Origin of the sequence: Mycobacterium sp. Aquia_216, from assembly GCF_026723865.1 — a bacterium.
In the GTDB taxonomy this organism is placed as follows: Bacteria; Actinomycetota; Actinomycetes; order Mycobacteriales; family Mycobacteriaceae; genus Mycobacterium.
Genome location: NZ_CP113529.1, coordinates 4,175,583 through 4,202,470, shown reverse-complemented (window position 1 = coordinate 4,202,470; position 26,888 = coordinate 4,175,583). Strand labels below are relative to the sequence as shown.

The window sequence follows — 26,888 nt, the reverse complement described above, 5'->3', positions numbered from 1 at the left end:
GACACAAATGCGCCGATCGGCAATTATGAGACGTTGAACCTTAAAAACGCGGCCCGTCGGCAGAACGTCCGTTCGGGAGGGACAGAAGACAAGGACAGCTAGATACATGGGACTCGCCGACAACAAGGTCGCCTTCATTTCCGGAGTGGCGCGGGGGCAGGGCCGTTCACACGCGGTGCGGCTGGCCGAAGAGGGTGCCGACATCATCGGCTTCGATATTTGCGCCAACGACGATGCGGTGGAATACCCACTCGCCACCCACGAGGATCTCGAAGAGACGGGCAAGCTGATCGAGAAGTTCGGCCGCAAGGCGCTGCTCTCGGTTGCCGACGTTCGCGACCATGAGGCGGTCACGCGCATTGTCGACGACGGCGTGGCGGAGCTGGGACGATTGGATATCGTCCTGGCGAACGCCGGCGTCATGGCCATCACCGGGCAGCAGCGCCTGCAGCGCGACTCCTTCCTGGCGGGGATCGACATCATGCTCACCGGTGTTTTCAACACGGTGATGCCGGCGATCCCGCACCTGCAGGCCGGCGGGCGCGGGGGGTCGATCGTGATCACCAGTTCGACCGCGGGGTTGGTCGGCGGGCTCGGCGACGGCTCACCTGGCGTGCTGGGCTACACCGCCTCCAAGCATGGTGTGGTCGGCCTGATGCGTGCCTGGGCCAATGTTCTTGCACCAGATAACATTCGGGTGAACACCATTCACCCGACCGGGGTCAACTCCCCGATGATCGCCAATGAAGCCTTTGGGCGGTACGTGCAAGAGTTTCCGACGATCGCGCAAAACCTGCAAAATCCACTGCCGGTCCCCAACGGATTGCTTGAGCCGCAAGACGTGACGGACTCGATCATGCACCTGGTTTCCGACGCGGGCCGCTACATTACCGGCAGCACGTTCGTAATGGACGCTGGCTTCACCAACAACAAATAACTGTCGGAGTCGCTCTTTGACCGGGTTCTAGAAAGGGGCCAACGATGACCCAGATGGCTGAAAGGCTGGACATTCCGCGGAGCGCCGGCGCGCCTCGGCCAGTCGACACGGCGCCTCGCACGTCGGCGCCGGTGAAGTGGTGGGCGGCAGTCGGCGCCGCCTACCTGGTGTTCATGGTGGCCGTGCTGACCAATTGGGTGTTGGGCCCGTTGTTCAAGACTGTCCCGGTGGGCCCCACCCCCGTCCCGACTTTTATGAAGGTTGCGGTCGTATTTTTCGAGGTCATCTCGATCCCGGCGATCTTGGCCTGCTTTTATTTCATGGTTTTCAAGCCGTGGCGGCGCGAGGGCAAGCTCAGCGTGGATGGGGCGCTGACAATCGCGTTTGCGACGGTGTGGTTCCAGGATCCGTTGTCCGCGTACAGCGGCACCTGGTTCACCTATAACGCCTGGGCGCTCAACTACGGCTCCTGGGAAAACAGCATTCCGTTTGCGACCGGCAAGGCCGCACCCGGCGCGATGATCGTGGAGCCGATTCTGATCGTCCCCGGGGCGTACGTCTATTGCTTCGTGGTGGCGATGTTCGCCGGATCCTGGGTGATGCGCACCGCGCGCAAGCGCTGGCCGCAACTGAGCGCGGTCAAGCTCGGTGCGATCTGTGTCGTCGCGATGTTCGGTTTTGACATCGTCTTGGAAGGCGTCATGTTCATGCCGTTGGGGATCTGGGAGTACCCAGGCGGGCACTTCAACATTTTTCCGAACACCTATCACAAGTTCCCGCTGACCGAGATGATCACGGCCGGTTCGGCATTCGCATCGGTCGCCATTCTGCGCTTCTTCAAGAACGACCGCGGCGAGACGCTGGCCGACCGCGGCCTCGAGTCGCTGAAGGTCTCGGATCGTCGCAAGAGTGCCTTGCGCGGGTTGGCGATGATCGGTTTTGTCAACATGCTGTTCTTCGTCCTGTACAACGTGCTCAACACGTGGACCGCGACGCGGATGGCTGACTGGCCGGCGGACCTGCAGCAGCGCTCGTATCTGACCAATGGTCTGTGCGGCGAGGGAACCGACCAGATGTGCCCGGGACCCGCAGTGCCCCAGTTCCGCAACAACAATCAGGACCCCAACGGCGGATCGGCGCACCTAGACCCGAACGGTCACCTTGTGGTTCCCCCGAACACCACGCTGCCGGGCATGGTGCCCTTCGACCGCGGGAAGTAGTGCGAGGGCGCAATATTTCATCGATCACCAGATTCGCTGTCCTGGCATCCGCGATCGCCGCACGGCCCTTAACGGTCGAAGCAGCGCGCGTCGAGCCGACCCATACGGACGGGCGCGCGATCTTCGTCGCCGCTGACATCGATGCGGCGGATGTGTGTGACGCGGTCGCAGTGCAAGCCGCACTCTTGGCTGGCGGCACGCTGCGCAAAGATCTAATGATGCGGCTCGCGCGGCATCGCCCCACCGTGGCGCAGCGCTACCTCGCTTTGGAAGTGCACCGTGTGGCTGAGCAATTGGATCACGTGCTCCCGGCCCGAACCGCACGCCGGATGAAATCGACCGGACCGCAGCCGGTCTCACGCTCGAGCAATGAGTCGCTAGATCGGGCACTGGGTCGCGAGCGCATCGCGTCCCCTCCGGACTGGGCCGGCGCCTTGCGGCCTTCCCGACTGCGGCGGGTGAGTGCCGAGGACCTGCGGGCCTCGCCCACCGATCACGACCTGACGCGCCTCGACCAGCTCGAGGAAGAGAACCCCCAGCAAGACGACAACGCGACAGACGAGACTGACGAAAGCAAGATCGTCAATCTGTTGTCCGCCCCGGGAATACCGAATCCGCTAGGGGATGCGATCCAAAAGCTCCTCGGGATGGGCCGCAGTGGGCAGGACAAGAATCAAGGTTCGGCCGAAATCCCGGTCGGCAAGCAGCGCTTCGGACCCGTCGGGCGCAACGCAAAGATGGGTTCACTGGCTCGGCTGGTGTCGGCGGTACTTGACCCGGCCCCGGCTGTCGGCACCCGCTACCCGGAGTGGGATTGTCACAAGGGAGCCTATCGCTTTGATTGGTGCGCTGTGGCCGAATACGATCCGGCGAACGACGAGTCGGCGCGCGACGACGATCCCGCAAGACCTTTACTGCAGCGGCCTCTTGCCCGGGTCGGCATCGAGCCGCAGCGCCACCGGCGTCAGTCCGAAGGCGATTCACTGGACCTGTCCGCGCTGGTGGACTACGAAACCGACCGCCGACACGGCGACGACCCGGAGCCATACATCTACGAGAGCAGTCGGTTGACCAGACGCGACCTCTCGGTGCTTGTACTGCTGGATTGTTCGGGCTCAACCGCCGAAGACTCCGGCGGTCGGGTGGTGTTCGAGGAGGAACGTCGACTTGCCGGCGATCTCACTGTGGCATTGGAACGGCTCGGCGACCGGGTCGGAACCTACGGGTTCTACTCGCGTGGCAAGGACGCGGTGCGATTTCTACGGGTCAAGACCTTCAACGCGCGGTACGACACGGCCGCTAAACGCCGCCTGCAGTCGGTTCAACCGTCCGGCTTCACTCGGATCGGGGCCGCGATCCGCCACGCCACGCATGTCCTGCAATCGCAGGCGCTGGCAAAAAACATGGTGCTGTTGGTAATTGGCGATGGACTGCCTTACGACGACGGCTACGAGGATCGCTATGCGCGTGCGGACGCACGGCAAGCGATACAGGAAGCAGTGTTACAGGGGATCGGCGTTGCCGGTATCGGCATACGGTCGTCCACCGAACCAGAGGTTCTCGAGGATGTCTGGTCGGACGCATCGTTTAGGGTGATCGGACAATGCGGCGATATTCAGCGACACTTGCGGGGTCTGTTGCTCAATGCGCTCAGTGTGACGCGTAGCAATGGGCGGCGACGGGAGTTGCTTAGTGAAGAACACCACGGATACCTACGGTCGCTGCACGCGGCCAGGCGTAGCGCGATGAACACATATTCCTGAGCAGCGAGGTGGGGATGAGCGAATTGACGATGGATCAGCGGGATTTGATGCGTGACGGCGGCGAAGGCAGCCGGCCGTACATCCCCGTCGGCGATGAAGTCGATGTGTTCACGGCCGCCTGGCGGTCCGGTCTTCCGGTCATGTTGAAGGGGCCGACGGGTTGCGGCAAAACCCGGCTGGTTGAGCACATGGCTGACCAGTTCGGGGTCCCGCTGTTCACCGTGTGTTGTCACGAGGACATGACATCGTCAGATCTGCTGGGCCGCTTCGTGCTTCGCGATTCGCAAACGGAATGGGTGGACGGCCCCCTGACCCGAGCGGTGCGCCAAGGCGGAATCTGCTATCTCGACGAAGTCGTCGAGGCCCGCCAGGACGCGATCGTCGCGGTGCATTCGCTCGCCGATCACCGCCGCGAGTTGAATATCGAAAGATTGGGTGGGCTGAAGTTACTGGCGGCAGAAGGCTTTCAACTCGTGGTGTCGTATAACCCGGGTTATCAGAGCGTCCTCAAGGACCTCAAGATGTCGACGCGGCAGCGCCTCGTCGGCATCGATCTCGGATTCCCGCCGGCGGAGATCGAGAAGAAGATCTTGCAACAGGAGAGCGGGCTTGACTCGGGGGTGCTCGATGACATCATTCGGCTGGGTCAAGCAATTCGACGCCTCGATGACGCCGCGCTGCGGGAAACCGCTTCTACTCGCGCGCTCGTCGCGACCGCTACCCTCGTGCGTGCCGGTTTGCGGCCACGTGCGGCGGCGGTATCCGCGATCGCCAGCCCGCTGACTGACGATGCGGAAACATGCGACCGATTGACCGTGCTGATCGAGTCGTACTTCTGAGCACTCCCTTCGGCGCCGAGCGTGGGCGCTAAGCAAGGTGAACGTCTCGAATTCATTCCCAGGCCAGACGCTCGCGGACTCGAATATGATTTATAAATCATTCTTGAGTGCTTAATCAGTCAGCGGTACGGTGAAGCGATGACCTCTGACATCCGGATAGCGACCGTGGGTGAGGGTATGGATGCCGTCCGACGGCAGCCGCGCGCCGATGCGGAGGACCAGGTGCCACGCTCCTGGCGCCCGGTGAGCGCATGGGCGAGCGCCGGGGCGATGCTGCTGATCTTCGAAGTCGTGGTACTCGCGCGGTGGGTTTTCGGTCCCAACTTCAAATCCACCCCGCCCGGTCCCGATCAAATCTCATCGGGTCACCAGGTCCTCTTCATTGCGCTTCAAATCGCGGTGCCGCTCGCCGCGGTTGTGGCCCTATACTTTTGGGTTTTCCGACCGTGGCGCAGGGAAGGACGTCTGACCACCGACGGCATGCTCACACTGAGTGCCGGCATGGTGTTCTTCTGGGACATGTCGATGAACTACACGTCGGTATCCCTTTTGTACAACTCGCATTTGGTGAATCGCGGTGCCTGGGCAAACGGATCTTGGCCGGGGTGGGTCAGCCCGAACGCGAACTATCTGCCGGAATCGCTGTTCATCACCATCCCCGGCTACGTAGCGTTGGTGTTTTCACAGGTCATGCTGGTGTTGTGGATGCTCCGCAAGATCAAGGTGCGCTGGCCGAAGTTCGGCACTCCCGCGTCGGTGGCGTTTATCTTCTTCGGCCTGGTCGTGGTGGACACGATCATCGAAACGCTGCTGTTGCGCACCGAAATCTATGCCTATCCCGGGGCGATTCGGGCCATCACGCTATTTGCCGGCCACACCTACCAGGTGCCCTTGTCGGAGACCGTGCTATTCGGCGGCATCTCACTCGGTGCGATCGCCAGTCTGAGCCACTTCCGCGACGACCGAGGCCAAACAGTCGTGGAACGTGGGCTCGACAAGATCCGCGTGGGCCCGAAGTCCAAACAGCTGATCAAATTCCTCGCCATCTTCGGCGCCGTGCACCTGTCCTTCCTCGTGCTGTATATGGTTCCGCAGCAATGGTTTGCGGTACATTCCGGTCCGTTCCCCACCGACTACAAGTCCTACATGATCAACGACATGTGCGCCTCGGGCAGTGACGGGAAAACCTGCCCCGGGCCCGGCGTACCGATGCCGAGGCGGCCATGACAACCCTGGACCGCGCTTCCTCGGTCGATCGTCAAGTCGCCCAACGCAATACGGCGTCGCTGTGGGTGATCCACGGAGGTCTGTGGTTTGCCCTGATCTGCTATTGCTGGACCGCTTGGGTCGTGAGCGGCGATTTCAAGACGAACACCCTCGGGCGGGGTCAGGAGCCCGGCTGGTATGTGGGCTTGATGCGCGGCTGGGAAGTCTTCGCGCTCGTCGTCACCGTTGCCATCATGTGGGTCTTCGTGATCCGGCCCAAGCTCCGTGACGGCCGCCTGTCGTTTGACGGATTGTTTGTCCTTGGATGCGGTTTGATGTTCTTCCAAGAACCGTGGATCAACTGGACGAGTTACCAATTCCTTTACAGCACCACCTCGATCAACTTCGGTAGTTGGCTGGACCACATCCCCGGGTGGAGCTCGCCGAACGCCGCGCTGGTTCCCGTCTCGATGTGGGCGGGCACCGCCTACTTCTGGCTGGTCGCGATCCCCGCGATGGCCGGCTCACGACTCATGGGCTGGTTGACCCGGCGCAATCCCGGTATCAGCAAACTGCGCCTGATTGCGCTGACATATCTGGCGTTTTGCGCCTTCGACTTGGTGCTGGAAAGCTTCATCACCAGGACGAATCTGTTCAGCTACGCGAGCGTGATTCCGCAATTGAGCCTTTTCGCCGGAACCGATCACCAGTTTCCGCTGTACGAAACGGTCAGCTGGGCAGGCACCTATGTGTTCTTGTCCAGCGTCCACTTTTTCCGTGACGACCACGGCCGTTCGCTGCCGGAACGCGGAATCGACGCGTTGAGGTTCGGCGGCGTCCGGATGAAGACCTTCCTTCGGTTCCTTGCGATCGTTGGGATGTGTCAGCTGTCAATCCTGCTGACCTACAACATCCCGTACCAGCTCTATGCCCTGCACTCGGAAATGTCGAGTGTGTACCTGAAGCAGCCGTGGCGGCTGGGGGGCGTGTGCGGCCCGAACACAAGCTTCGATTGCCCGGGTCCGGGCGTTCCCATCCCTCGGCGGGACAGCACGACCAACAGGGTCGATCAGAGCCCGCCGAGCGTTGGCCCGAGGAGATGAAGTGATGCTCACACCGCAACCCCCACTGGACATGGTCGTCGATAAAACCGCGGAATGGGGCATCACCGTTGCCCTGGCCGGCATCGTCACTGTCGCGCTGGTCGTGTCGTTGGTCGACTGGTTTCGAACCGGTCGACCCCTGGTTCTGCTGCTGCTGATTTCAGGCGGCGCCATCATGATTTTCGAGCCGATGGTCGACACGGTCGGCGCCTGTTGGTTCCCGTCGAATTCGTGGACGGCCTTTACCGCCTGGGGCAGACCCTTGCCGGTCTGGTTGTGCCTGGCTTACTTCTTCTATTTCGGCATTGCAACCTCTGCGATCTGGAATGGCTTGCGTAAAGGGCTGACGCGGCAACAGATTTGGCTAGTTTTTTGCGCGGCGATGCTGGGGGATCTGCTCTTCGAGACTGTCTTGCTGACGATGAATCCCTATGTCTATTACGGCTATCAGCCCTTGCTGCTCGGCAAGTTTCCGCTCTGGTGGATGGCGGTTAATGCCGCCATCCCGCTCGTGCTGGCGGCAATAATCTACCGGTTCGATTCCTACTTCCGTGGCTGGCGAACCTTGGCGGTCATTCCCCTGGCGTTGAGCACCAGCGCGGCGGTGAACGCCGCGGTGGGTTGGCCGTCGTGGCTGGTCATCAACACAAAGGTGGGCTGGGTGCTGACGCAGGTGGGCGGGCTGGTTACCTTCGTTGCGGCTTGTGCGGTGGTCAAACTGGTGGCCGTTACTGTCGCCCATCCGCACGCGGCCCCTGAAGCGTTGCCGACCCCGACCCGGCCTGTACGAGCGTGACTCTGTCGCCTGGGGGTGTGCCTACCCTCCGGTGGCGGTGGGGATAGCGTCCAGGCTTTCGACGGCAGGGCGGGGATTCCGGGTGGCCCGCAGCACCGCGGCACGCATCAAGTAGAACGTCACCAGGAACCAGGTGCCGAACAAGACGACCGGGATCCACAATCCGAACAGTCCGTTCCACGACCACGGTCCCGAATGGAAGAAGAACAAAAGCTGGTCAGGGATGATCAGCATGACCACCATGAAATTGAAATAGCCTGCCCAGCGTGGGAATACCGGATCGGGACTCTTGTCGATGAAAGCCGCGAGAGCGATCGCGACGGGCATCGCAGCGAACATTGATACACCGCCGATGAACTGCAGCCACGCCATGTCGTTGAAAATGTACGTGAGGTCAGCCGCTCGCTCCGGACGGTAGGCGGCGACTAGCCACCAAACAGCCGGGTAGAACGTCAGGACCATGTTCCCGCAGCCGCCGATGAGTACGCCGTAGGTGAGCACACCGGCGCCGCCCTCGATCTTGGACAGAAACTGCCCGATGGCGGCGGCGAAGAAGATGAACACGCCGGCGGACCACATCACCAGCACCATGCCGATTCGGATGCCGTTGGTGTTGCCCTGGAAGATTTGCGCAATCTCGCCGGCAGTGCGCGACGGCGCAACTGGTGGCAGGAAGCCGGCGAAGGCGCCCCACCCGACGAAGAGAAGGAGCAGGTATGCGGGGCCGCACCAGGCCCCGAACAATCGAAGTTTGGCTTGAATGGGGGTCATGCGATCTCCTCAGCGAGCGCAACGAGTATGAACGTGCGTTCACGCTATCGCAGTAAAGCTCGTCGACAAAGATGTTCACCCTTATCCGTTCAGCGCGACTTCCGCGGACTGGACCTGTTCCTGCAATCCGATCGCCAGAAATATCAGGACCGCCATTACGACTATCACGCGAAGAACGTCACCACCGGTAACAAAAAGGCCGCAAGCCGTTCCATGCAAACGGATTCGCGGTGCGCGGGCGCTCATGCCGGTGCCATGTCGTTGAAGCGGTGAGTGAAGACCGCGGGAACAGCACGTCCTCTTCGGCGCCGAAATGCCGGTTTAGCGTGCTGCGCGAACACATCGATGCGTGGGCGATTTCCTCCATACCGACCGAGTCATAGCCATGCTGCGTGAACAGTTCCACGGCGGACGATCGTGGCACACAGCGCTGGTTTCTTTCGCTCCCGTAACGCGGTCATCGGGAGTCAGCATAGGCGCATAACTACGCGGGCAGTGGGGCGATGTTTTGCGATAGCCTGCCCGACGTTCAGTTCGATCTGGAATCGATGTCACGCGGTGAAGCTCTGTGGTAGCTTGGCCGATGATAACGACCGTTTACAACGTGGGCCGTGGGGGCCGGTGGAGTTGCGCCATGAAATCAAACAGGCAGCGAATCGAATGCCGGAGGGGCCGGTCGTGACCCCGGTCGTTGTTGTCGGCGCTGGGCTGTCCGGGCTAACGGCTGCGTATCGCTTGCAGCAGGGCGGGGCAGCGGTCACGGTGCTGGAATCGACGACCCGGCCGGGCGGTCGCGTGCAAACAGAGTCGTACGGGGACTACCTCGTCGACACTGGCCCGGACGCGCTGACCGCCGGGTACGCAAGCTATCTGCAGTTGGTCGACGACCTCGGGCTCGCGGATCGTCTGGTGGATACCAGCGCGGTCATTGGCTTGGTCCGGCGCGGACGGGTGATCGACATCGATCCGGGCAAACCATTGAGGCTGCCCTTTACGCCCGCGTTGTCCTTGCCGGGCAAGCTGCGTTTGGCGGCCGGACTCATCCGATTGCGCAAGGCCATCGGCGAAGTCGACTCCTACGATATGAGCCGCTCGGCGTCGCTAGACGATCCGGATGTGTCGGCGCACGCCTTCGCGCTACGTCATTTCGGTCGCGAGGCGGCCGAATATCTCATTGATCCGATGATGCGCCTGACCACAGGATCCGGCGCACACGAGGCCTCCAGCGTGAATGTGCTTGGTGCATTAGGGGCTTGGTCCGGCGGCCTGCACAGTCTGCGCGGCGGATTGGCGACAGTTACCAACGCGCTCGCGTCGCGACTTGATGTGCATTACGGCGCGACCGTCAATCGCATCGACGAGACCGAATCGGGCGTGACGGTGTCGTACTCCGACAGCAGTGGTACCCACGACGTCAGTGCGAAAAGCTGCGTCATCGGCGCTATGTATCACCGCGCGGTCGAGATGTGGCCGACATTGTTGACGGCGTCGCCGGCCTTCGGCGACAAGTTGCGCAACGTCAAATTGATCAGTGTCTCGCTCGGCTACCGTGTTCCGACCAAGAGCAGGGCCTACACGATCCTGGTGCCCACCGTCGAAAATCGCGAAGCCCTGTTGATCTTCCTGCAGCACAACAAATCCCTCGACCGTGCTCCACGTGGACACAGCCTGGTCACCATCTACACCGACACGACTGTCACCGACAGGTTTCTCGACGACACCGACGCTCAACTGGAGACGTGGGCCGCCAGCGTGGTCGAAGGGCTTTGCCCCGAACTTGCCGGGAACCGGGACTTGTCGGTGGTGACTCGTTGGCCATACGCGGGATACCTCGCGGATCCAGGCTTCTGGCGTCGCAACAGTGCGCTGCGTGATTCGCTGCCCACCGACGGCCCAGTGCAGGTCGCCGGGGATCTGTTTGGCGCAGGTTCCATGGAATCCGCCGCGCGTTGGGGCGAGAACGCCGCGCGGCGCATTCTCGACGGCCGCTGACCGCTGGTTGCACATCCGTTGTGACTTGGACATGCCATGTAGTTCGTTAACGATCCCAAAGGCTCGCCTTCTCGGACCGTTGGGAAGGCAGGCCGCAGCCGCGGATTTGGTAAAGCCGACAGACCGACAAGTAAAATCACGAAACCTTCTCGGCTGCACGCACATAACGCGCGGCTTGCTTCGGTGTCACTCCGGCCATTCGCAGCAGCATCTCGGCGCAGACCAGATCGGCGCGCTCGCTTAAACGCCCGTCGAGGATGCCCCTGATCACCTCGAAGGCCCCCGCTATCGACATCGTCAATGTGGTCTCGAGGTCGTTGATGACGAACCGCCCCTGGGCCACTCCTCGTTCGAGCAGCGCACCCGCCTGAGGGCGGATGATCCGTTCGAACCGCGACTCGGCTTGCTCGAGTTTCACCAGCAGGCGCGCCAGCGGGGGATCGTCGTAGGCAATACGGACCACGGCCCGGGTCGACGCGATCAGTGCTTCCGCGGGATCGCTGAACTCTCGCGATTCTTCGACCGACTGCGCGAGTCCGACGATGGTCTCGGCCACGACCGCTTCGACGATGTCGTCCTTCGTCTTGAACTGGTTGTAGAAGGTGCCAAAAGCGACGTCGGCACGCTTCGTAACATCGCTTACCCGTAGTGCCTCTACTCCACTTTCGGCGATGATTTCTCGCGCAGCATTGATCAGGTCTGCTCGAGTCTGCGCCTGCCGGCGTGCCGTGCGGGAAATCCCATTCGGTGCTGCCACCACTACAGCTTAGAAGAGCGTCCGATGGTTCTCAGATGATTTGTCGATCATTATTGATTTGACGATCATTTCTGGGTTACGTTGTGACGGTGAGGACAGACGCGAGAACAGCCGTCATCGGCGGTGGTATTGCCGGGCTTGCGGCCGCGCGACGGATACACCAAGCTGGCGGTACGCCCGTGGTGTTCGAGTCCGACGAGCGGGTTGGCGGGCGGATCAAGACAATCCGGCGGGACGGCTTTGTTTACGACGTCGGGGCGTTCATCTATCTCGGCAGTTACGCGGAGGCCACGCAGGAAATGCGTGAGGTCGGGCTAGGTCCGCAGATGCACAAGTTCAACGCCTTTGGGGCGATGCCGCGCGGGGGCGAGTTGAACTACCTGGACCTCAGCAAGCCGCTGAGTTTACTGAGAACGCCCTACCTGTCCGGTCGGGCCAAGCTGAAGCTGGCCAAGCTCTTGTTCTTCTTGGCCAAACATTGGAAAGACCTCAACTACGCCGACGCGTCGGGCGTTGCCGCCATCGACACTGACACCGTCACCACGTACAGCCGGCGTGAACTCAGCGAAGAGATCCTCGATTACGTTGCCGCCGTGGTAGTCCGGGGACCATGGCTGAGTGATCCTTCGTACGCGTCGGTGGGTCAGCTGTTGTGGACAATGAAGAATTTTTTCAAACCGTACTTCTACGGCCTCGACGATGGCATGGACGCGTTGCCGCGGGCGATGGCTGCTCGACTGAATGACGTTCGGCTGGCGACACCGGTCACCAACGTTACCGACACAGGAGATCGCGTCGAGGTTAGCTTCACCCAAGACGGTCGAGAGGTCACCGAGGAGTTCGCCAACGCCGTCGTGACGACGACAACCGGCACAGCTTTGGAGATCTACCCACAGCTTTCGGGATTTGCCCGCGAGTACTACGAGAACACCGACTATATCTGCAGCGTCAACTGCCACATCGCGTTGTCGGAGCGACCGTCGAATCCGGCGACGTACATCATGTGCTCCCCGAGGGAACAACCCGACCTGTGTGGCGTGATCGTCGATCACCTCAAGGCCAACAACCGATGCCCCGACGGTACGGGGATGATCACGACGTTCTGCCGCCACGAGTGGTGCCTGGACAATCTGGACAGCCCTGATGAGAAGCTCATCGACACCGTATTGGGTTTCGTCAAGCCCTATTACGGCGATTTGAGTTCCAAGGTTGCCGACTTTGAGATTGGACGCTGGCGCAATGTTGTCCCGATCATGCGCAAGGGGCGCTTTCACGCAGTCGACCGCTTCATGCGTGAGGTCGATCCTGCTGCCCGGGTCCAGCTGGCCGGCGATGTCGGGCCGATCCCAGGTGTGAACGGCGCCTTGGTATCTGGTCAAAGCGCGGGGGACCGGATCGTCGACCAGCTGCACGCCGATCGGAGGGTTCGGGCGTGAGCGCGATCGAGTTCGACAAACCGGCCACCCTACCCACCGTCGGCGTCGTGCGGCCGGTGCCGCCAATCAAGTGGTGGGCGGTCTTGGGTGTGGGAATTCTGACTTTCCAAGCATTCGTGCTGCTGCGATGGATCACCGGGCCGTACTTCAAACACGTTGATCCCGGCCCGACTCCGCTTCCGTCCTGGATGAAAGTGGCCCTGACTTTCTGGCAGATCGTGTTGCCGATCGCCGGACTCACGGTCCTGTACTGGTTCGTAGTGCGGCCCTGGAAGCGGGAACGGCGCATCGGACTCGACGGGCTGATGGTTATCGCGTTTCTGAACCTGTCCTTCCACGACCCGCTCAGCGCCTACGTCGGCCACTGGTACACCTACAACGCGTGGCAAGTGAACATGGGTTCGTGGCTCAACAGCTTGCCCGGGGCGCTGGCGCCCGGGACCCCGGACCACCAGGTCGCTTATCCGCTGCTCATCGTGCCGGGTGCCTACATCGTGGTCTTCCTGTTGGTGACGTCGATGGGCGCGGCGATCATGCGCCGGGCACAGGCGCGTTGGCCCGGTATTCCTCGAGTCGGGCTGGCAGCGATCTGCTTCGCGGTCATGGTGCCGTTCGACTTGGTCTTCGAGGGCGTCATCTTTATGCCGATGGGCTCTTGGGAGTACCCGGGCGGGCACGTCAAGATCTTCGCCGACACATACCACGCGTATCCGGTCAACGAGGCGCTGACAACCGGCGCGATTTTCACCATGTTCGCCTGCATCAAGTACTTCACCAACGACCGCGGGCAATCGCTGGCCGAGCGGGGCGCCGAACGGCTCGGCGGTGGACCGGTCAAGGTCACTGCCGCACGGATATTGGCGGTCACTGGGCTGGTGACTTTGGCGATGACGATCGGATACACATTGCCCAACACCTGGTTTGGGGCGCACTCAACCGAGTGGAACGGCGACATCCAGAAGCGGTCTTACCTGACCTACACGTGCGGCGAGGGTCCGGGTGTCGCTTGCCCGGGACCCGGTGTGCCGTTGTTACGCAACGATAACCAGGATCAGGGCGCTAGTGGTCGCGCGTTCGGCCGGAACTATCCGCCGCAGTTTGCGTACGACCGGGGCCGGTGACGCGCGCACCAGCGACGTTGGCGCCGATGGGGAAGGTAGGGATGTCATGAGCGGCAAGCGCGTGCAGCTGTGGAGCCTTTATTCGGTTTTCGGTTTTGTCGCTTTCTTTCTAATCGGCTGGGTGCTGCTGGCACGCATGGTTCCGCCCCCGTCGCCTACGAACACCCCCGAGCAGATGGCCGCCTTTTTTCGCGACCACCTCATTAGCATCCGGGTCGGATTGGTCCTTGCGCTCTTCGCTTCGGCACTGCTGCTGCCGTGGGGCGGTGCAATCTGCGCACAGATGTTGCGGACGGAAGGGAATCGAGCACCTTTGACGTGGGCATGGGCCGCGGCCCAAGGGTGCGTGGTCATCGAATTCGTTTATCCGTGCACATTCTGGCTTGTCGCCGCGTTTCGTCCCGATGACGCTGTGCGCGTACAGACATTCAATGACTTAGGATGGCTACCGTTTTTGGGCATTGTCTGCACCGGGATGTTCCAGATGGTCGCGCTGGCAGTGGTAACGCTGCGTGATCGCCACCCCGATCCCGTCTATCCACGGTGGTTCGCCTACTTTCAACTCTGGTGCGCGCTGGGGGTGGGCTTCACCTTCGGCGTCTGGATATTCAAGTCTGGGCCGCTGGCATGGAATGGCCTCATCGGCTTTTGGATTCCCGTCACCGTCTACTTCGTCTGGGTGGTCACCACAACCGTCATGACCGGGCGCGCCATCAGAAACGACGAATCGACCACTGGCGGAACCACAATCGAGGATCGTGTTGCGGTCCTCGAGGCCGAACTGGCCGCGATACGAACGCGTCCCGAACCACATGGAGCCAGGGCGGTATGAAACCCGCAACTCGACCACGATTGGGGCTGCGGCCGTGAACACTCCGTTGAGCGCTACGGCGACAGACCAGTCGAACGCCTCGACCGTCCACGGGCACACCATGGACCCCGCAGTCGAGCGGCGCCGCTCGCGGCCGGTGTTGTGGTGGGCGGCATTCGGCTCGCTCTGGCTTGCGTTCATGGCCTACGTACTCGTCCGGTGGATCACTGGCCCCTACTTCCAGCGGGTCCCGGTGGGGCCGAGCGATCCGCCGGCGTACATGAAGGTCTTCCTAATGACCTTGCAGGTCACCATGATTCCGGCCATGGCGGCGCTGGTGTGGTGGTTCGCCGTTCGGCCGTGGCGGCGCGAGCGAACAATCACCGTTGACGGTGCACTGACCCTCGCCTTTTGCACCTTGTTCTTTCAAGATCCGTTGTCCAACTACTTCGGCCCGTGGATCACCTACAACTCCTGGTCATTCAACCGAGGGTCATGGGTTACCAGTGTCCCCGGTTGGTTGTCGTTCGGCGCCCCGGGCGCGACCGTCGTCGAACCGCCCATGACCATCATCGGTCTTTACGTCGTGATCATGACGGTCGCCGTACGGATTGGCGTGGCGACGCTGCGCTGGGCGTCGGCTCGGTGGCCGGGGCTCGGTCGGGTTGGGCTAGCCCTGATCTGCTGGGTGGTGATGTTCGTCTTCGACGTCGTATTCGAGGGCGTAGTCTTTATGCCACTTGGTGTTTGGACTTATGCGGGCGGGCACTTCAGCATCTTCGCCGACCGCTATCACGCGTTCCCACTGCACGAGGCATTCCTGGTGGGGATCCTGCTCACCGCCTACACGTTCCTGCGCTTTTTCCTCGACGACCGGGGCAGGACTCTCGTCGAGCGAGGGTCGGAGCGGGTCAAGGCATCGCCGGCCGGGCACGGTGTCATCCGGGCACTGTCGATCATCGGGGCAGTGAACATGATCTTTCTCGCCGTCTACACGGTGCCCCACCTGTTCGTCGGGGCGCACAGTCGGACGTGGAACGACGACATCCAGAAGCGATCCTATTTCCTGGACGGCATCTGCGGTGCGGGCACCGGCCGTGCCTGCCCGGGACCCGCGGTTCCGCTGGTACGCAACGATAATTCGGGCAGCGGTGGCGGGTCTGCCTACGTCGGCTCGGACGGCACGCTGCGCGTCCCGGCTGGAACCATTCTGCCGTCGCAGGTCCCGTTGGACACCGGCACCGGCTAGGGCGGGCAAATGGCTCTGCGTGTTCGGGTGTAATTCCGTTGGTGCACAACAGTATTTGCCCCGATAACGAAGGTATAGAGTTGACCGTCGCGACATCCATAGCTCGCCTGGGGAGGCACTCTTACCTGACCGTCGCTACAACCCGAACCGTTCGTGGGGCTTGTCAGTCAGTCACAATGAGCGGTCCTGAGCCCTCGCCGTCGGTAGCGCGCCCGTTGCTCCGGACGGTGTCACGGCCGCGGTGAGGTCAGCTTCGCCCGGCGTAGGCCTGGCCATTCCAACTTGCCGCGATCTCTCGTGATGTGTCGTGCTCAGCCGCCGACAACCAGCTCACCCGGCGCCCAAGGCTGATCGCCTGCCAGTAGACCCAGAGCATCATGGTGCAGAACGCCATCGTCGCTAGAGTCCCCCCGTAGGTAGCGAACGTGGGGCTCCTAGCAGCGGTCGAGCCGATTGCTAGGTAAGCGAATACCGAACCGAGAGTATGAACCGCGAGAACGACCGGCGGCATGATGACGATCAGTAGGAAGCGACGGTTGCGAGGCAGCACCTTGAGCAGGAAATAGAGTACGACGGCGCTGGCGACGACGGAGTGGCCGTTGGCGACAGCCCACCAGATCGGGAAGCCCACGATCTTGAGTGGCTGAGAGCCGTAGTAGGTCCACATCGCGACTTTGGTTGGTATCACCTCGATCAGGCACGCCGCGCCGACGAGAGCAGCGCAGATCGCACTGAATTCCCGGCCCTTCATTCCGTGATCCAGTCGGTGGGTGACGAATTTCCATGCAGGAGCCCAGTAGAAGATGTAAATCAGCCCGACGTACGCGGGGATGTGGCGGCCCAGCGCGTGGATCCAGCCGATCTGGTTCAACTCTGGGAAGACTGCCAGCCCCAGCACATCGGTAAAGGGTTCCAGTGTGAAGACAGTCAATCCACCGGCGAGGCCAAGGAAGATCATCAGCGGATCGCGCCGGGTTATTGCGTGCCACATGAAGAACAGCACGGCGATGCCGGCACCGACAGCGGTGATCGTGACGGCGATGTGCGCGGTGCTTGCAGGGATGCCGTAGATCGGCGGCTCGGTGAGCAACTCGGATCTCCTCCAAATCATGATGCAGCGGCAACTAAGGGACAGATGCGTCCCATGACGCTAACGCCGCGTATCTGTTTCTGTAAAGGGACACTGCTGTCCCCCTAATCGCATGAGCGGATTGCTAATCTGATTTGTGCGCGCCAAGACCCCGCCAACCGCAGCCGCAGCAACCACCGCCCGTCGGCGGTCTTCTGAGCTCCATCGACAAATCCTCGTGGCTGCAGAGCGCGCTGTCACCCAATCGGGACACAGCGCGTCTGTCGACCTGATCGCGCGCGAAGCCGGTGTGTCCCGCTCGGTGCTGTATCGGCACTTTTCGAGTCGTGACGAGCTGATACGACAAGCCACTCTCGGGCCGTTCCGGCGGTTCCTCGACGATTTTCGCTCCGTTTGCAACCGCGCGAACCGCACTTCGCGGCTTTCGGATTGGGACCTCGAGCGCGCATTCATGAAAGGGCTCGTTGACCATTTCAGAGCCCATCGCGATTTGCTGCAGACGGTGCTCTCAGACCGATCGGTGCTACCGGATGACGAACGCCGCGCGCTCTGTGCCGAATTCGAGTCAACGCTTGACGAAATTGCCGGATTCATCGCCGAAGAGATCACCGTCAGCGAGCGCGACATACCGGTCGAGACCGTCGGGGTCAAACTGCGTCTCGAGATTGCGATGGTCGCGGGACTCATCACCAACGCGGCGTGGTTACTTCCCACCGGGGAAGGCGAGTGGTCGACTGCCGAGTTGCTCGACCACCTCACCGAGTTCACCCTCTATGGCGCTCAGACTGCTCCAGAACGCCGATCGTCACCAACGCCGCGACGACGCGGCCAGAAGGCGAAACGCACAGCCAACTAGGTTGCGGCGCGAGGGGAGTCGTAGCGTGGCGATGCGCTAGTACAGCTAAGAGCCGATGAGGGGCATCAACGCAACACGCGCTTCGACGTCATCTGTCAGCGGCCTTGCGGCCGCCGCGGTACCAGGACTATTTGGACCCACTACCGCAGCCCGAGTGAACCGCTGATGATTTCGCGCTGAATCTCGTTGGTGCCGGCGTAGATCGGCAGGACCAGCGAGTGCCGCACATGGCTTTCCATGTCGTACTCGGTCGCGTAGCCATAGCCGCCCATCATCTGCATACCCTCGAGCGCGATGCGTTTGGCGACTTCGGAAGTCTTGACCTTGGCCATCGACGTCATCCGCGTGGTGACCGGGTCGGCGCCGCGTTCGAGTCGCGCAGCGACCTCATAGGTGAGCAGGCGGGCGCATTCCAGGTCAGTGGCAAGGTCGGCGATGCGATGACGCAACGCTTGAAATGTTCCGATGGCCTTACCGAACTGCTTGCGCTCCTTGACATATGCGATGGCGTCATCGAGTGCGCGTTGGCCGATCCCAAGTCCGACCGCGGCGCCGAGCAACCGCTCGCCGTCGAGGCCGGCCATGATTTGCGGGAAGCCACGGCCGATTTCGCCGACGACGTTTTCGGCGGGAACAATGCAGTCGGTGAAGAAGACGTCGTTGACTTCACGACCCCCCAATGTGGAAATGCGGCGCGTCTCGATGCCGGGAGTATCGCGAGGTACTTCGAAAATGGTCAGACCCGTGTGCGGTTTCTCGCCGTGGCCGGTTCGCGCGACCAACAGGATTCGCCCGGCCCGGTGTGCATATGAGCACCACGTCTTCTGGCCGTTGAGCACATAGCCGTCGGCGACCGGCTCGGCCCGGCAGGCGATCGCGGCGACGTCTGATCCCGCACCGGGTTCCGAGATCGAAATCGACATGATCTCACCACTTGCGATCGCCGAGAGTGCCTCCTGTTTCTGCTGCTCCGATCCGAATCGCTTGTAGCACCCGGCAACCGTCGTCGTCGGGCCGAGCGCCTTGACCGGAGCAAGTCCCCGCCAAAGTTCCTCGAAGAGAATCGTCTGCTCCACGTAGGTGCCGCCGGAGCCGCCGTATTCCTCGGGGATGGCCACGCCGAGCCAACCGAGTTGCGCGAGCTTCTTATATAGAACCGAAGATTGGTCCTCTTCGTCCGCGTCGAGCAGCGCTTCGCGCTGTTCGCGGGTGGCGCATTCGCGCGCGCAGAAGTCGCGTACCGCCTGCTGAAAATCCTGCTGCTCGACGGAAAGCGTCATGCTTGCGGGAATCTGCGGTCGGGAAACAGCCCCGCGGCAACGCCGTTTCGCAGCACTGCCGGTGCACCCCCGGCCACCACGTTGGTGACGCAGTCCCGATGAATGCGCTGGATCGGGTAGTCGGTTGTCACGCCGTAGCCCCCATGCAGTTCCATCGCTTTGAGGGTGATCTGCGGACCGGCGGTGGCGCCGAACAGCTTGGCCTGAGTTACTTCGGCGAGTTTCGGAAACCGGCCCTCGATTGCCGTGGATGCGGCCCGGTAGGCGAGCAGTCGCAGCGCCTCGATCTGGACCCACATGTCGGCCAGCGAGTGGTAGACAGACTGAAAGTCGATGATCTGCTTGCCGAATGCCTCGCGCTGCTGGGTGTACTTGGCGGCCTCGTCGTAGGCGGCCTGGCTGAAGCCCAACCAGAATCCGCAGTTGTGCAGCCGCTCGAGGTTGAATGCTGTCATCAGCCGGGCGAACTGGCCGGGACCGACGATGACGTTCTCGGCGGGCACTCGGACGTCGGTGAGCACCATGTCGCCATGGTGGATTCCGCGATCGCCGATGTACACCGGGCCGCGTTGGATCTCGACGCCGGCCAGTGAGTTCTCCACGACGATGGCCCCGATTCCTTTGGCGCCCGGCACGTCGTCGAAGCGCACGAAAGTCGCGTTGAGGCCGTTGACGTTGGAACCGGTCAGAAAACTCTTGGTGCCGTTAAGGATGAAGTCGTCGCCGTCGCGGACCGCGGTGGTGTTCAGATGGGTCAGGGCCGAGCCGGCTTGCGGCTCGGTGAGCGCGATGTTGCAGGCGCGACGGCCGGCGACGATGTCGTACAAGTACTTCTCTCGCACCGTGTCGCCGCCGAGCAGGAACATCGACGGCCCCGGGCCGCTGGTGCAGAACACCGGTTCGGGCGGCAGCCAGGACTGGGCATAGCGGAACAACGCCTCCACCACGATGAGGTACTCGACCGCGCCGCCGCCCTGACCTCCGTAGTCGGTGGGCATTGCGACGCCAAACAGCCCTTCCGCGCCAACACGTTCGAAGATTTCGCGGTAGGGCGCCTCGTCGGACTCGTCCCACTCGCGGGCCTGCTCGGCGAACGACCGACCGAGTTTCTCGGCGCGCTCCTGCAACTCCAGTTGCTTGGGAGTCAAGGTGAAATCCATCTAGCGGCGCTCCTGCTTCGCGACGGTCAGATCCATTGCTTCGAAGTCCCACGTCTCCGCTGTGTTTCCGGCGTCACGCAACTTGTGCTTGAGCACGCGCCCGACACCGTTGCGGGGGAGTGCGTCGAGGAAGTCGACATAACGGGGGATGGCGAAGTAGGGCAAGTTGTTTTTGAAGAAGTCGAACAACTCGGCAGCCTCGACCGGGGAGCTGGTGGCGATGCAGGCCTTGATGTCGTCCTCACCGAGTTCGGAAGCCACGGCGACGACCGCCGATTCGACGATGGCCGGGTGGGCGTCGATGGCCTGTTCGAGTTCGAAACTGGAAATGTTCTCACCACGGCGGCGAAGGCTGTCTTTCTTGCGATCGATGAACGCGAACGCCCCACTCGGCAGGCGTCTGCCGTTGTCACCGGTGTGGTACCACAAGCCCCGGAACGCCTCGACTGTCGCCGTGGGGTTGTCGAAGTAGCCGTTGAACATCGCATACGGGACCTTGGGTCGAAGGCAGATCTCGCCCGTGGCCTCACCGTCAAGGATGTAGCCCTCGTCGTCGAGGAGTGCCACCTCGAGGTCGGGCGCCCCGATGCCGCAGCCGTTCGGATCGCGCCGGTCCGATGAGAGCGTCGTCAATGTGGCTGGCATGCACTCGGTTTGGCCGAAGATGTCGACCCAGGGATCGACGCCGAAGCGGTCGCGGAAGGTAGCTTGGGATTCGAGCGACAACGGCGCGCACATGATCCGGGTGACTTTGTGGTCGCGGTCGGCGGCCGACGGTTCGGTCGCCAGTATCGCGGCGCCCATCGCGCCGACCGCGATCATCAGCGTGGCTTCGACTTCCTTGGCGCGGGGGAAGTAAGCGCGCGCGCTGAATGTCCCCTGCAGGTAAGCCGGTATGCCGTAGACCAGGGGCAGCGTCACGGTGACGAGTCTCGCGCCGGCGTGAAACAGCGGAAGGCCGGCGAACAGGACATCGTCTTTGGTGACTTCGAGCGCGGCACCGATGATTTCGCCGCTTCGGCAGTAGTAGCCGTGGCTGGCGACACATCCTTTGGGCAGCCCGGTGGTGCCGGAGGTATAGAGGATCGACATGGTGTCGGTGGCGGTGAGCTCCACATCAGGCGGTGTGTCTCCGTGGTCGAACAGACTCGCGTACGGAATCTCGCCGTCTTCGGCCTCGTCGAGCATGATCACCGCCCGCAGATCGGGCAGCTGGCTGCGCACCGGAGCCAGTGCCTCCCGGCCGGCGGCGTCGGTGACCAAAAGGCCCGACTGCGACTGGCGCAGCTGGTGAAGAAGAAAGTCGCCCTTGAGGTATGCGTTCAACGGCACCTGGGCGGCCCCGGTCTTCGCGGCCCCGTAGAACACCTCGAGCAATTCGATGCGGTTGGGCGACAGCATCGCGATCTGCTCACCCTTGCCGACGCCTAATCGCGCCAACCCGGCCGCGAGTGCATCCGACCGTTGATTCATCTCTGCATAGGTGTAGACGTTGTCGTCCATCGCGCAGCAGACGCGGTCGGGCGTACTCAGAGCGCGCGTACGCAGGATATTGCCAATAGCATCACGAACCATTGCGGCAACCGAATCCAGAAGTCATGTCTTCCATTTTGGGGGAGCGTTAACGATCATTTACGCATTTTCCTCGTAGTGTCCAGCGCTTTGGGTCGCTCCGTGAACTGACTTACTACCGTTGCCGACGGCCCCGAATCGTGGGCACTGCGATTATTTTGAGACAGTACGGCTATAAATTAGCTCTGTCAACGATGGTGCCGCCTGTCGTGGCGGGGCGGAAGCGGCCGGCGCCGAGAACTCCCGCAGTGTGATGCAGGTCACATAGCGGCTATTTGATACATGTATGATATTCAAGTACAGCGTCACTAACTCAGCCTAGAATTTAACCGGGATTAACACTGGTTATGAGTCGGAGGAGCTGTCATGGAGGTCGGCTGCCCGGCGCTACCCGCGCTGGAAACTTTGCCTTTTGCTCAGGACCGCGAGTCGGCGTGGCACATGCTCCTGGCGCCCGGCAAAATCGCCGTGTCCGATGCCGGGGTGTACTTCATCAGCGGTGCCGACGTCGTCGAGGAAGCGGCCATCCACCCGGAGCTCTTTTCCTCTTTTGGCGCGTTCGATTTGGTGGGAAGCCCATTTCCGATGGTGCCGATCGCCTTCGATCCCCCTGACCACACCCGGTTTCGGCGGGTACTGGATAAGTTCTTCGGTCCACGCCGCATGGCCGAACGCGCACCCGAGTTGCGCAAGCAGGTGGGCGAGCTGATCGATCAGATCGTGGCGTCCGGCGGTAATTCTGAGGTCATGAGCGCGCTCGCGGTTCCGTTTCCGTCCCAGGTCTTTTTGACGCTGTTCGGGCTGCCGCTCGCCGACCGGGATCTTCTAATCTGCTGGAAGGACGCGGTTTTGGCGTTCTCCGCCGCGGAAGGCTTGGAGCCGTCGCCGGAGACCTTGGCCCGAGGCGCCGAGCTGGTGAACTATCTGACGGGACATCTTGCCGATCGTCGCCGCAGCGGGGGCGACGACCTGCTCGGTCAATTGCTTTCGGACACGAGCGAGGGCGCGCTGACCGACCCGGAGATCATCGGTCTGTGTTTTCTCTTTTTGGTCGCCGGACTGGACACCGTGACCGCCGCAACGGGTTTCGCGCTCTACGAGCTGGCTCGCAATGCCGCGCTGCGCACCACGTTGGTCGATGACGAAGAAGCGGTCAGCCACTTCATCGAAGAGGTCTTGCGAATCAACCCGCCGGTCCCTTATGTCCCGCGAATGACCACCACGGAGGTCACTGTCGCGGGTGTGACGATCCCGGCAGGTTCACGGTGCTGGCTGGGGCTCGGGACGGCTAACCGGGATCCCGAGCGGTATCCCGACGCCGACGTCATGCACCAAAGGCGGAACAATCACTTCACCTTCGGCCGTGGTCCGCACCGTTGCCTCGGTTCACACCTGGCTCGCCTGGAACTGCGCCTTATCATCGAGGAATGGAATCGGCGGATTCCCGCCTACTCGGTCTTGGAAGAGCCGACGGTTGGATGGCCGTGCGGCACACTCCATTTTCAGGAGCTGCACCTGCGGATCGGCTGATCAGTGTGGCTCGCCGACCGAAATCGGTTGGGGTCCGGGGACCAGCACCGCATTCACGACGCGATTCGCCGCTTCTTGGCCGCTGACCAACGCACCGTTGAGGCCCGAGATCCTGTCTAGATCGGAGGCGAACTGAACTCGTGCCGTCCAGTCAAGGCGCCCCTGGAAGTCGGCGATTCGCGCGAATCGGCCCTTGTCCATGACCGGAACGGACTCGGGCCACCGTGCGACCGCGTGCTCTTCGAGGGTGTCGACGACATTTCCGTGGTAGAAGCGGGCGCGGTCTATGGCGTAGTCCAGCACGTCCTCGTCGCTGAGATCCATTGTGCGCTCCAGGTATTCGTGGGACAGCAGCACGGTCAGCAGGCCCTTGTCCTCGGGAGCCCGGCCTGGTGCCTTCGCGTGGTCGGCGATCACGGCGATCGTGTCGGGGTCCTCGTGCGGGGAGACCATGTAGTAGGTCGCGGGATCCTTCGGGCGCTGCGATAGCCCGAGGCAGATGCTGCCGAGTCGCCGGTAGCGGGTGGTCTGGTAGAGCGCGCGATGGTTTTCGTCCATCTGCGGGAACATCGCCAGTGCATACTGCGCTTGAGTGGCGATGACGCACGCGTCAAAGGACTCGGTTCGTTGATTGAGGCCCCCGGGCGCGAAGGTGACCTCCACGGCGGCTCCGGTGTCGGCGACATTGAGCACGGGGTGCTGTCGCCGGATGTGCAACCGCCGGCCCAGTTCCTCGGGCAACCCACCGACTCCAGGGCGCAGATTGTACATTGTGCTGACCAGCATGTTGCGTATCGTCCACAGCAGCAACGCGATTGAGGTGCCCGCGTCGTCGGCGACCCACGTGCTGCTGACCAGCGGGCGGCCCGCCCATTGCAGCAATTCGTCGTTGAGTTCGCGGCGAAAGTAGTCCCGCACGGTCTCGGTGTCCAGCCGGGCGACCTGGGCACGTGGGCTCTTTCCTTGTGCTGTAGACGATTACGTTGCGGTGAGCTCGGGCTCGGACCGGTGACCGGTGAGCCAGTCATTCATACCGGCTTGCTCCTGGGCGCGCTCGTCTTCGCCGATGGCCCGCAGCAGCAACACCACCATCACGACGAACCAGCAGAAGTAGACGCAAAGCGGGACCCACCAGGCGAATATTCCGTTCCAGGCCAGGGGGCCGGTTTTGAAGAAGGGGATGATCGCCGCAGGCACCCAGATCATCGAGACCCAGATGTTGAAATAGCCTGCCCAGCGAGGGAATACCGGCTTGACGCCCTTATCGAGCAGAATCGCGACACCCAGCGAGGCGACTTGAATGCAGGCCGAGGAGATGATGCCGAGGAACATCAACCACGCCATGTCATTGAGCATTTGGACGATCTCGGGACTCCATTCGTGGAGCCGGTACAGTGCCGTCTGCCAGATCGCGAAGGGCACCAGGAACTCGACGCACAGCAGGCCGCCGGAGACCAGCTGCGACTCCGCGAGAACCGAGCGGACACCTTCCATCCGGCGGATCTGTGCAGCGATGACCGCGCAGAACGGCACCAGCAGCGCACACGCGAAGAGACTGATGACCAGCCCGAGGCGGATCAGGTTGGTGTGCTCACTGAACTGGGCGACGAGCGCGGCGCGCGACTTGGCGGGACTGGGTGGTGGGATGAAGTGGCAGAGGAATGCGAACGCCGAAGCCCACACTGCGATCATGAACGGACCACACCATACGCACAGCCGTTGGGCCGTCAGATTCATGTTAGGCACCGATCGTCCTCCTCAGTCGATTCGAATCACCTTGTCGCAGCTATTCATTGCGGAGCGCGTGCTGGGCGGCCAGACGTCCGGGCCAACCGGTTACCCCGCCACTGGGATGAGTGCCGGCACCGGATTGGTAGAGCCCCTTGATCGGGGTGTCGTAGCCACCGAGACCGTGTGCGGGGCGGTTTTTGCCCAGCCGAGTGACCAGCATGTCCACGTGGAAGTAGGCGCCGGCCGGCGCGGCGAAGCGAGCTTCCAGATCTTGCGGGGTGGACACCACCCGCCCGATCTCGGTTTCCAGGCCGCCGAGGAAGCGAAGACCCGATTTCCAGATCTGTTCGGTGTAGTCGTTTTTGTTGACGCCCCAGCCGTTGCTCGGATAGCCGGGCACATTCGAATGTAGGTAGAGCACATCGCCCTCGGCCGATGCGATGCTTCGATCGGGTGCGGACAGGATGGCCATGTACACCGGCGGAGTGTCGACATTGAGTCCGCGCTTCATCGCGTACATCTGCTCGATGTGGTCCTCGAGGGTGCCGGTCATGAAGGTGGTGGTGCGGATGTCCTCGCCGTCGCGCTTGGCCCGGGCGGCTTCGGCCTTCGGGTAACCGATGCGGCCCGCCGTCGCGACGTCGATCTTGAATGCGGCCGCGTTCACCGAATTCGCCGGGATGAGGGCAACTTTGTTGTGGTCTTCGCGGCTCAGCTGCTCCGGCGGGACCAGCTTGCCCAGCGTGATTTGCGCTGCGGCATTCGAGACGACCCCACGCCGGGCGCGCAGCTCAGTGCCGTCCTCGAGCCGCACTCCGGTCGCGCGTCCCGAGTCGACGAGGATCTGGTTGACCCCGTTGCCCAGCCGCACCACTCCGCCGTGGCTCTCCAGCTTGCCTTTGAATGCCTCGACCAGGTTGGTCATGCCGCCACGGGGGCGCTGCACGCCGAGATGACGGTGCACGCCGGCAAATCCCAGGAAGTAGGCGCCCGAACCGACCGAGTCCGCCGGACCGACCATCGACGACCAGTAGGCCCACAGGCCGCGCATGGCGTCGGACTCGAAGGTTTCCGAGATGAGTTCGAAGACATTCAACGACATCATGCTGCCCAGGAAGCGACGGGTGGCCCGGTCGGGGCGATGCCGCAGTAGGTATTTGGCGAAATCAAGCTTGCCCCACGCGGAGGGGTCCTGGACCGTGAGGATGTCGATGAGATCCATCACCCAGTCGATCGGGCCCCGAAGCTGTTCGTAGGTGCGTGCGTCCTTGGGGGAGAAGTAACGAATGTCCTCCAGGGTGCGGGCGAAATCGCCCCACAGCAGCAGGGTGTCGCCTTCCTCGTTCATCCAGCCGTAGGGGTGCGCAAGGGGGACCGTGTCATACCCGAAATCGGCCAGCCGCATCTCGCGGGCCAGCGGGGTCTGGGCCATGAATAGGTCATCCATCGCGCCGATGCTCAGCTTGTGCTCCGGCGCATCCTGCAAATACGGATAGCTCGCCGAAAGGCCGCCGAGCACAGATAGCCGTTCGACTACACACACCGAGCGGCCTTGCTCGGCCAGCGTCGCTGCCGCGCAGAGCCCGTTGTGCCCTGCACCTACCACGATGTAATCGAACGTTTCCATTTAATGAATCCTAAGTGAGTCGGGTCAGGCGCTAGGGAAAC

The 26,888-nt window shown here is 62.3% G+C and carries 24 protein-coding genes and 1 pseudogene; 15 read left to right on the top strand and 10 right to left on the bottom strand.

Annotation, left to right across the window (positions count from 1 at the left end; translation table 11 throughout):
* Nucleotides 1–106 precede the first annotated feature (106 nt).
* From OK015_RS19690 to OK015_RS19660, 7 genes are all read left to right on the top strand, one after another.
* On the top strand, nt 107–937 hold the full coding sequence (locus tag OK015_RS19690) for a mycofactocin-coupled SDR family oxidoreductase (RefSeq protein WP_268125650.1): 831 nt from the start codon (nt 107–109) through the stop codon (nt 935–937).
* Nucleotides 938–981: 44 nt separating this feature from the next.
* The gene (locus tag OK015_RS19685) at nt 982–2,157 is read left to right on the top strand and encodes a spirocyclase AveC family protein (RefSeq protein WP_268125649.1); all 1,176 of its coding nucleotides are present in this window, start codon (nt 982–984) and stop codon (nt 2,155–2,157) included.
* A complete protein-coding gene (locus OK015_RS19680) occupies nt 2,157–3,920 on the top strand; it encodes a nitric oxide reductase activation protein NorD (protein ID WP_268125647.1) in 1,764 nt (587 codons plus the stop codon). The genes OK015_RS19685 and OK015_RS19680 overlap by 1 nt, the downstream gene beginning before the upstream one ends.
* A gap of 47 nt (nt 3,921–3,967) precedes the next feature.
* Entirely contained in the window at nt 3,968–4,759 is a 792-nt protein-coding gene (locus OK015_RS19675) for a CbbQ/NirQ/NorQ/GpvN family protein (RefSeq protein WP_268132911.1), read from the top strand.
* Nucleotides 4,760–4,897: 138 nt separating this feature from the next.
* On the top strand, nt 4,898–5,986 hold the full coding sequence (locus tag OK015_RS19670) for a spirocyclase AveC family protein (RefSeq protein ID WP_268125645.1): 1,089 nt from the start codon (nt 4,898–4,900) through the stop codon (nt 5,984–5,986).
* Complete coding sequence (locus OK015_RS19665) at nt 5,983–7,068, top strand: spirocyclase AveC family protein (protein ID WP_268125643.1); 1,086 nt, start codon at nt 5,983–5,985, stop codon at nt 7,066–7,068. Before OK015_RS19670 ends, OK015_RS19665 begins: the two co-directional genes overlap by 4 nt.
* Before the next feature lie 4 nt (nt 7,069–7,072).
* The gene (locus OK015_RS19660) at nt 7,073–7,864 is read left to right on the top strand and encodes a hypothetical protein (RefSeq protein WP_268125641.1); all 792 of its coding nucleotides are present in this window, start codon (nt 7,073–7,075) and stop codon (nt 7,862–7,864) included.
* A 21-nt stretch (nt 7,865–7,885) separates the two neighbouring features.
* On the opposite strand, the gene OK015_RS19655 is transcribed toward OK015_RS19660, so the two are convergent.
* Together OK015_RS19655 and OK015_RS19650 are read right to left on the bottom strand one after the other, a co-directional pair.
* Nucleotides 7,886–8,635 carry a hypothetical protein gene (locus OK015_RS19655; protein ID WP_268125639.1) on the bottom strand — a complete coding sequence of 250 codons (750 nt, stop codon included), beginning with the start codon at nt 8,633–8,635 and terminating at the stop codon, nt 7,886–7,888.
* Nucleotides 8,636–8,813: 178 nt separating this feature from the next.
* Nucleotides 8,814–9,041: a helix-turn-helix domain-containing protein gene (locus OK015_RS19650; protein WP_268125637.1), complete on the bottom strand. Its 228-nt coding sequence runs from the start codon at nt 9,039–9,041 to the stop codon at nt 8,814–8,816.
* A 272-nt stretch (nt 9,042–9,313) separates the two neighbouring features.
* On the opposite strand from OK015_RS19650, the gene OK015_RS19645 reads away from it, so the two are divergent.
* Nucleotides 9,314–10,627, top strand: a complete 1,314-nt coding sequence (locus OK015_RS19645; RefSeq protein WP_268125635.1) for a protoporphyrinogen/coproporphyrinogen oxidase — start codon at nt 9,314–9,316, stop codon at nt 10,625–10,627.
* A 136-nt stretch (nt 10,628–10,763) separates the two neighbouring features.
* On the opposite strand, the gene OK015_RS19640 is transcribed toward OK015_RS19645, so the two are convergent.
* Nucleotides 10,764–11,384: a TetR/AcrR family transcriptional regulator gene (locus OK015_RS19640; RefSeq protein WP_268125633.1), complete on the bottom strand. Its 621-nt coding sequence runs from the start codon at nt 11,382–11,384 to the stop codon at nt 10,764–10,766.
* 89 nt (nt 11,385–11,473) lie between these two features.
* Between OK015_RS19640 and OK015_RS19635 the strand changes: the two genes are divergently transcribed.
* Genes OK015_RS19635 through OK015_RS19620 form a run of 4 tightly spaced genes read left to right on the top strand, consistent with a single transcriptional unit; the run spans nt 11,474 to nt 16,001 of the window.
* A complete protein-coding gene (locus tag OK015_RS19635; RefSeq protein WP_268125631.1) occupies nt 11,474–12,820 on the top strand; it encodes an FAD-dependent oxidoreductase in 1,347 nt (448 codons plus the stop codon).
* Nucleotides 12,817–13,941 carry a spirocyclase AveC family protein gene (locus OK015_RS19630; RefSeq protein ID WP_268125629.1) on the top strand — a complete coding sequence of 375 codons (1,125 nt, stop codon included), beginning with the start codon at nt 12,817–12,819 and terminating at the stop codon, nt 13,939–13,941. Before OK015_RS19635 ends, OK015_RS19630 begins: the two co-directional genes overlap by 4 nt.
* A 46-nt stretch (nt 13,942–13,987) precedes the next feature.
* Nucleotides 13,988–14,773 carry a hypothetical protein gene (locus tag OK015_RS19625; RefSeq protein ID WP_268125627.1) on the top strand — a complete coding sequence of 262 codons (786 nt, stop codon included), beginning with the start codon at nt 13,988–13,990 and terminating at the stop codon, nt 14,771–14,773.
* A gap of 34 nt (nt 14,774–14,807) precedes the next feature.
* Complete coding sequence (locus OK015_RS19620; protein WP_268125625.1) at nt 14,808–16,001, top strand: spirocyclase AveC family protein; 1,194 nt, start codon at nt 14,808–14,810, stop codon at nt 15,999–16,001.
* Nucleotides 16,002–16,248: 247 nt separating this feature from the next.
* Here OK015_RS19620 and OK015_RS19615 read toward each other — a convergent pair whose 3' ends face one another.
* Nucleotides 16,249–17,091 (bottom strand): hypothetical protein, encoded by an 843-nt coding sequence (locus OK015_RS19615; RefSeq protein ID WP_268125623.1) that lies wholly within the window; start codon nt 17,089–17,091, stop codon nt 16,249–16,251.
* A gap of 136 nt (nt 17,092–17,227) precedes the next feature.
* Here OK015_RS19615 and OK015_RS29290 point away from each other — a divergent pair.
* Nucleotides 17,228–17,377, top strand: a pseudogene (locus tag OK015_RS29290) (hypothetical protein); the annotation flags it as partial.
* A gap of 165 nt (nt 17,378–17,542) precedes the next feature.
* Nucleotides 17,543–17,947 (top strand): hypothetical protein, encoded by a 405-nt coding sequence (locus tag OK015_RS19610; RefSeq protein WP_268125621.1) that lies wholly within the window; start codon nt 17,543–17,545, stop codon nt 17,945–17,947.
* Between the two features lie 140 nt (nt 17,948–18,087).
* On the opposite strand, the gene OK015_RS19605 is transcribed toward OK015_RS19610, so the two are convergent.
* The 3 genes from OK015_RS19605 to OK015_RS19595 are packed head-to-tail and all read right to left on the bottom strand — an operon-like array spanning nt 18,088 to nt 21,962.
* Nucleotides 18,088–19,227: an acyl-CoA dehydrogenase family protein gene (locus tag OK015_RS19605; RefSeq protein WP_268125619.1), complete on the bottom strand. Its 1,140-nt coding sequence runs from the start codon at nt 19,225–19,227 to the stop codon at nt 18,088–18,090.
* Complete coding sequence (locus OK015_RS19600) at nt 19,224–20,387, bottom strand: acyl-CoA dehydrogenase family protein (RefSeq protein ID WP_268125617.1); 1,164 nt, start codon at nt 20,385–20,387, stop codon at nt 19,224–19,226. Before OK015_RS19600 ends, OK015_RS19605 begins: the two co-directional genes overlap by 4 nt.
* Nucleotides 20,388–21,962: an AMP-binding protein gene (locus OK015_RS19595; protein ID WP_268125615.1), complete on the bottom strand. Its 1,575-nt coding sequence runs from the start codon at nt 21,960–21,962 to the stop codon at nt 20,388–20,390.
* Between the two features lie 363 nt (nt 21,963–22,325).
* Between OK015_RS19595 and OK015_RS19590 the strand changes: the two genes are divergently transcribed.
* Nucleotides 22,326–23,489 (top strand): cytochrome P450, encoded by a 1,164-nt coding sequence (locus tag OK015_RS19590; protein ID WP_268125612.1) that lies wholly within the window; start codon nt 22,326–22,328, stop codon nt 23,487–23,489.
* Here OK015_RS19590 and OK015_RS19585 read toward each other — a convergent pair whose 3' ends face one another.
* From OK015_RS19585 to OK015_RS19575, 3 genes are read right to left on the bottom strand one after another with little or no spacing between them, the layout of a single operon-like run.
* Nucleotides 23,490–24,407, bottom strand: a complete 918-nt coding sequence (locus tag OK015_RS19585) for an FAD-dependent oxidoreductase (RefSeq protein WP_268125610.1) — start codon at nt 24,405–24,407, stop codon at nt 23,490–23,492.
* 60 nt (nt 24,408–24,467) lie between these two features.
* Complete coding sequence (locus tag OK015_RS19580; RefSeq protein WP_268125608.1) at nt 24,468–25,235, bottom strand: hypothetical protein; 768 nt, start codon at nt 25,233–25,235, stop codon at nt 24,468–24,470.
* A 40-nt stretch (nt 25,236–25,275) separates the two neighbouring features.
* A complete protein-coding gene (locus tag OK015_RS19575; protein ID WP_268125606.1) occupies nt 25,276–26,847 on the bottom strand; it encodes a phytoene desaturase family protein in 1,572 nt (523 codons plus the stop codon).
* Nucleotides 26,848–26,888 lie beyond the last annotated feature (41 nt).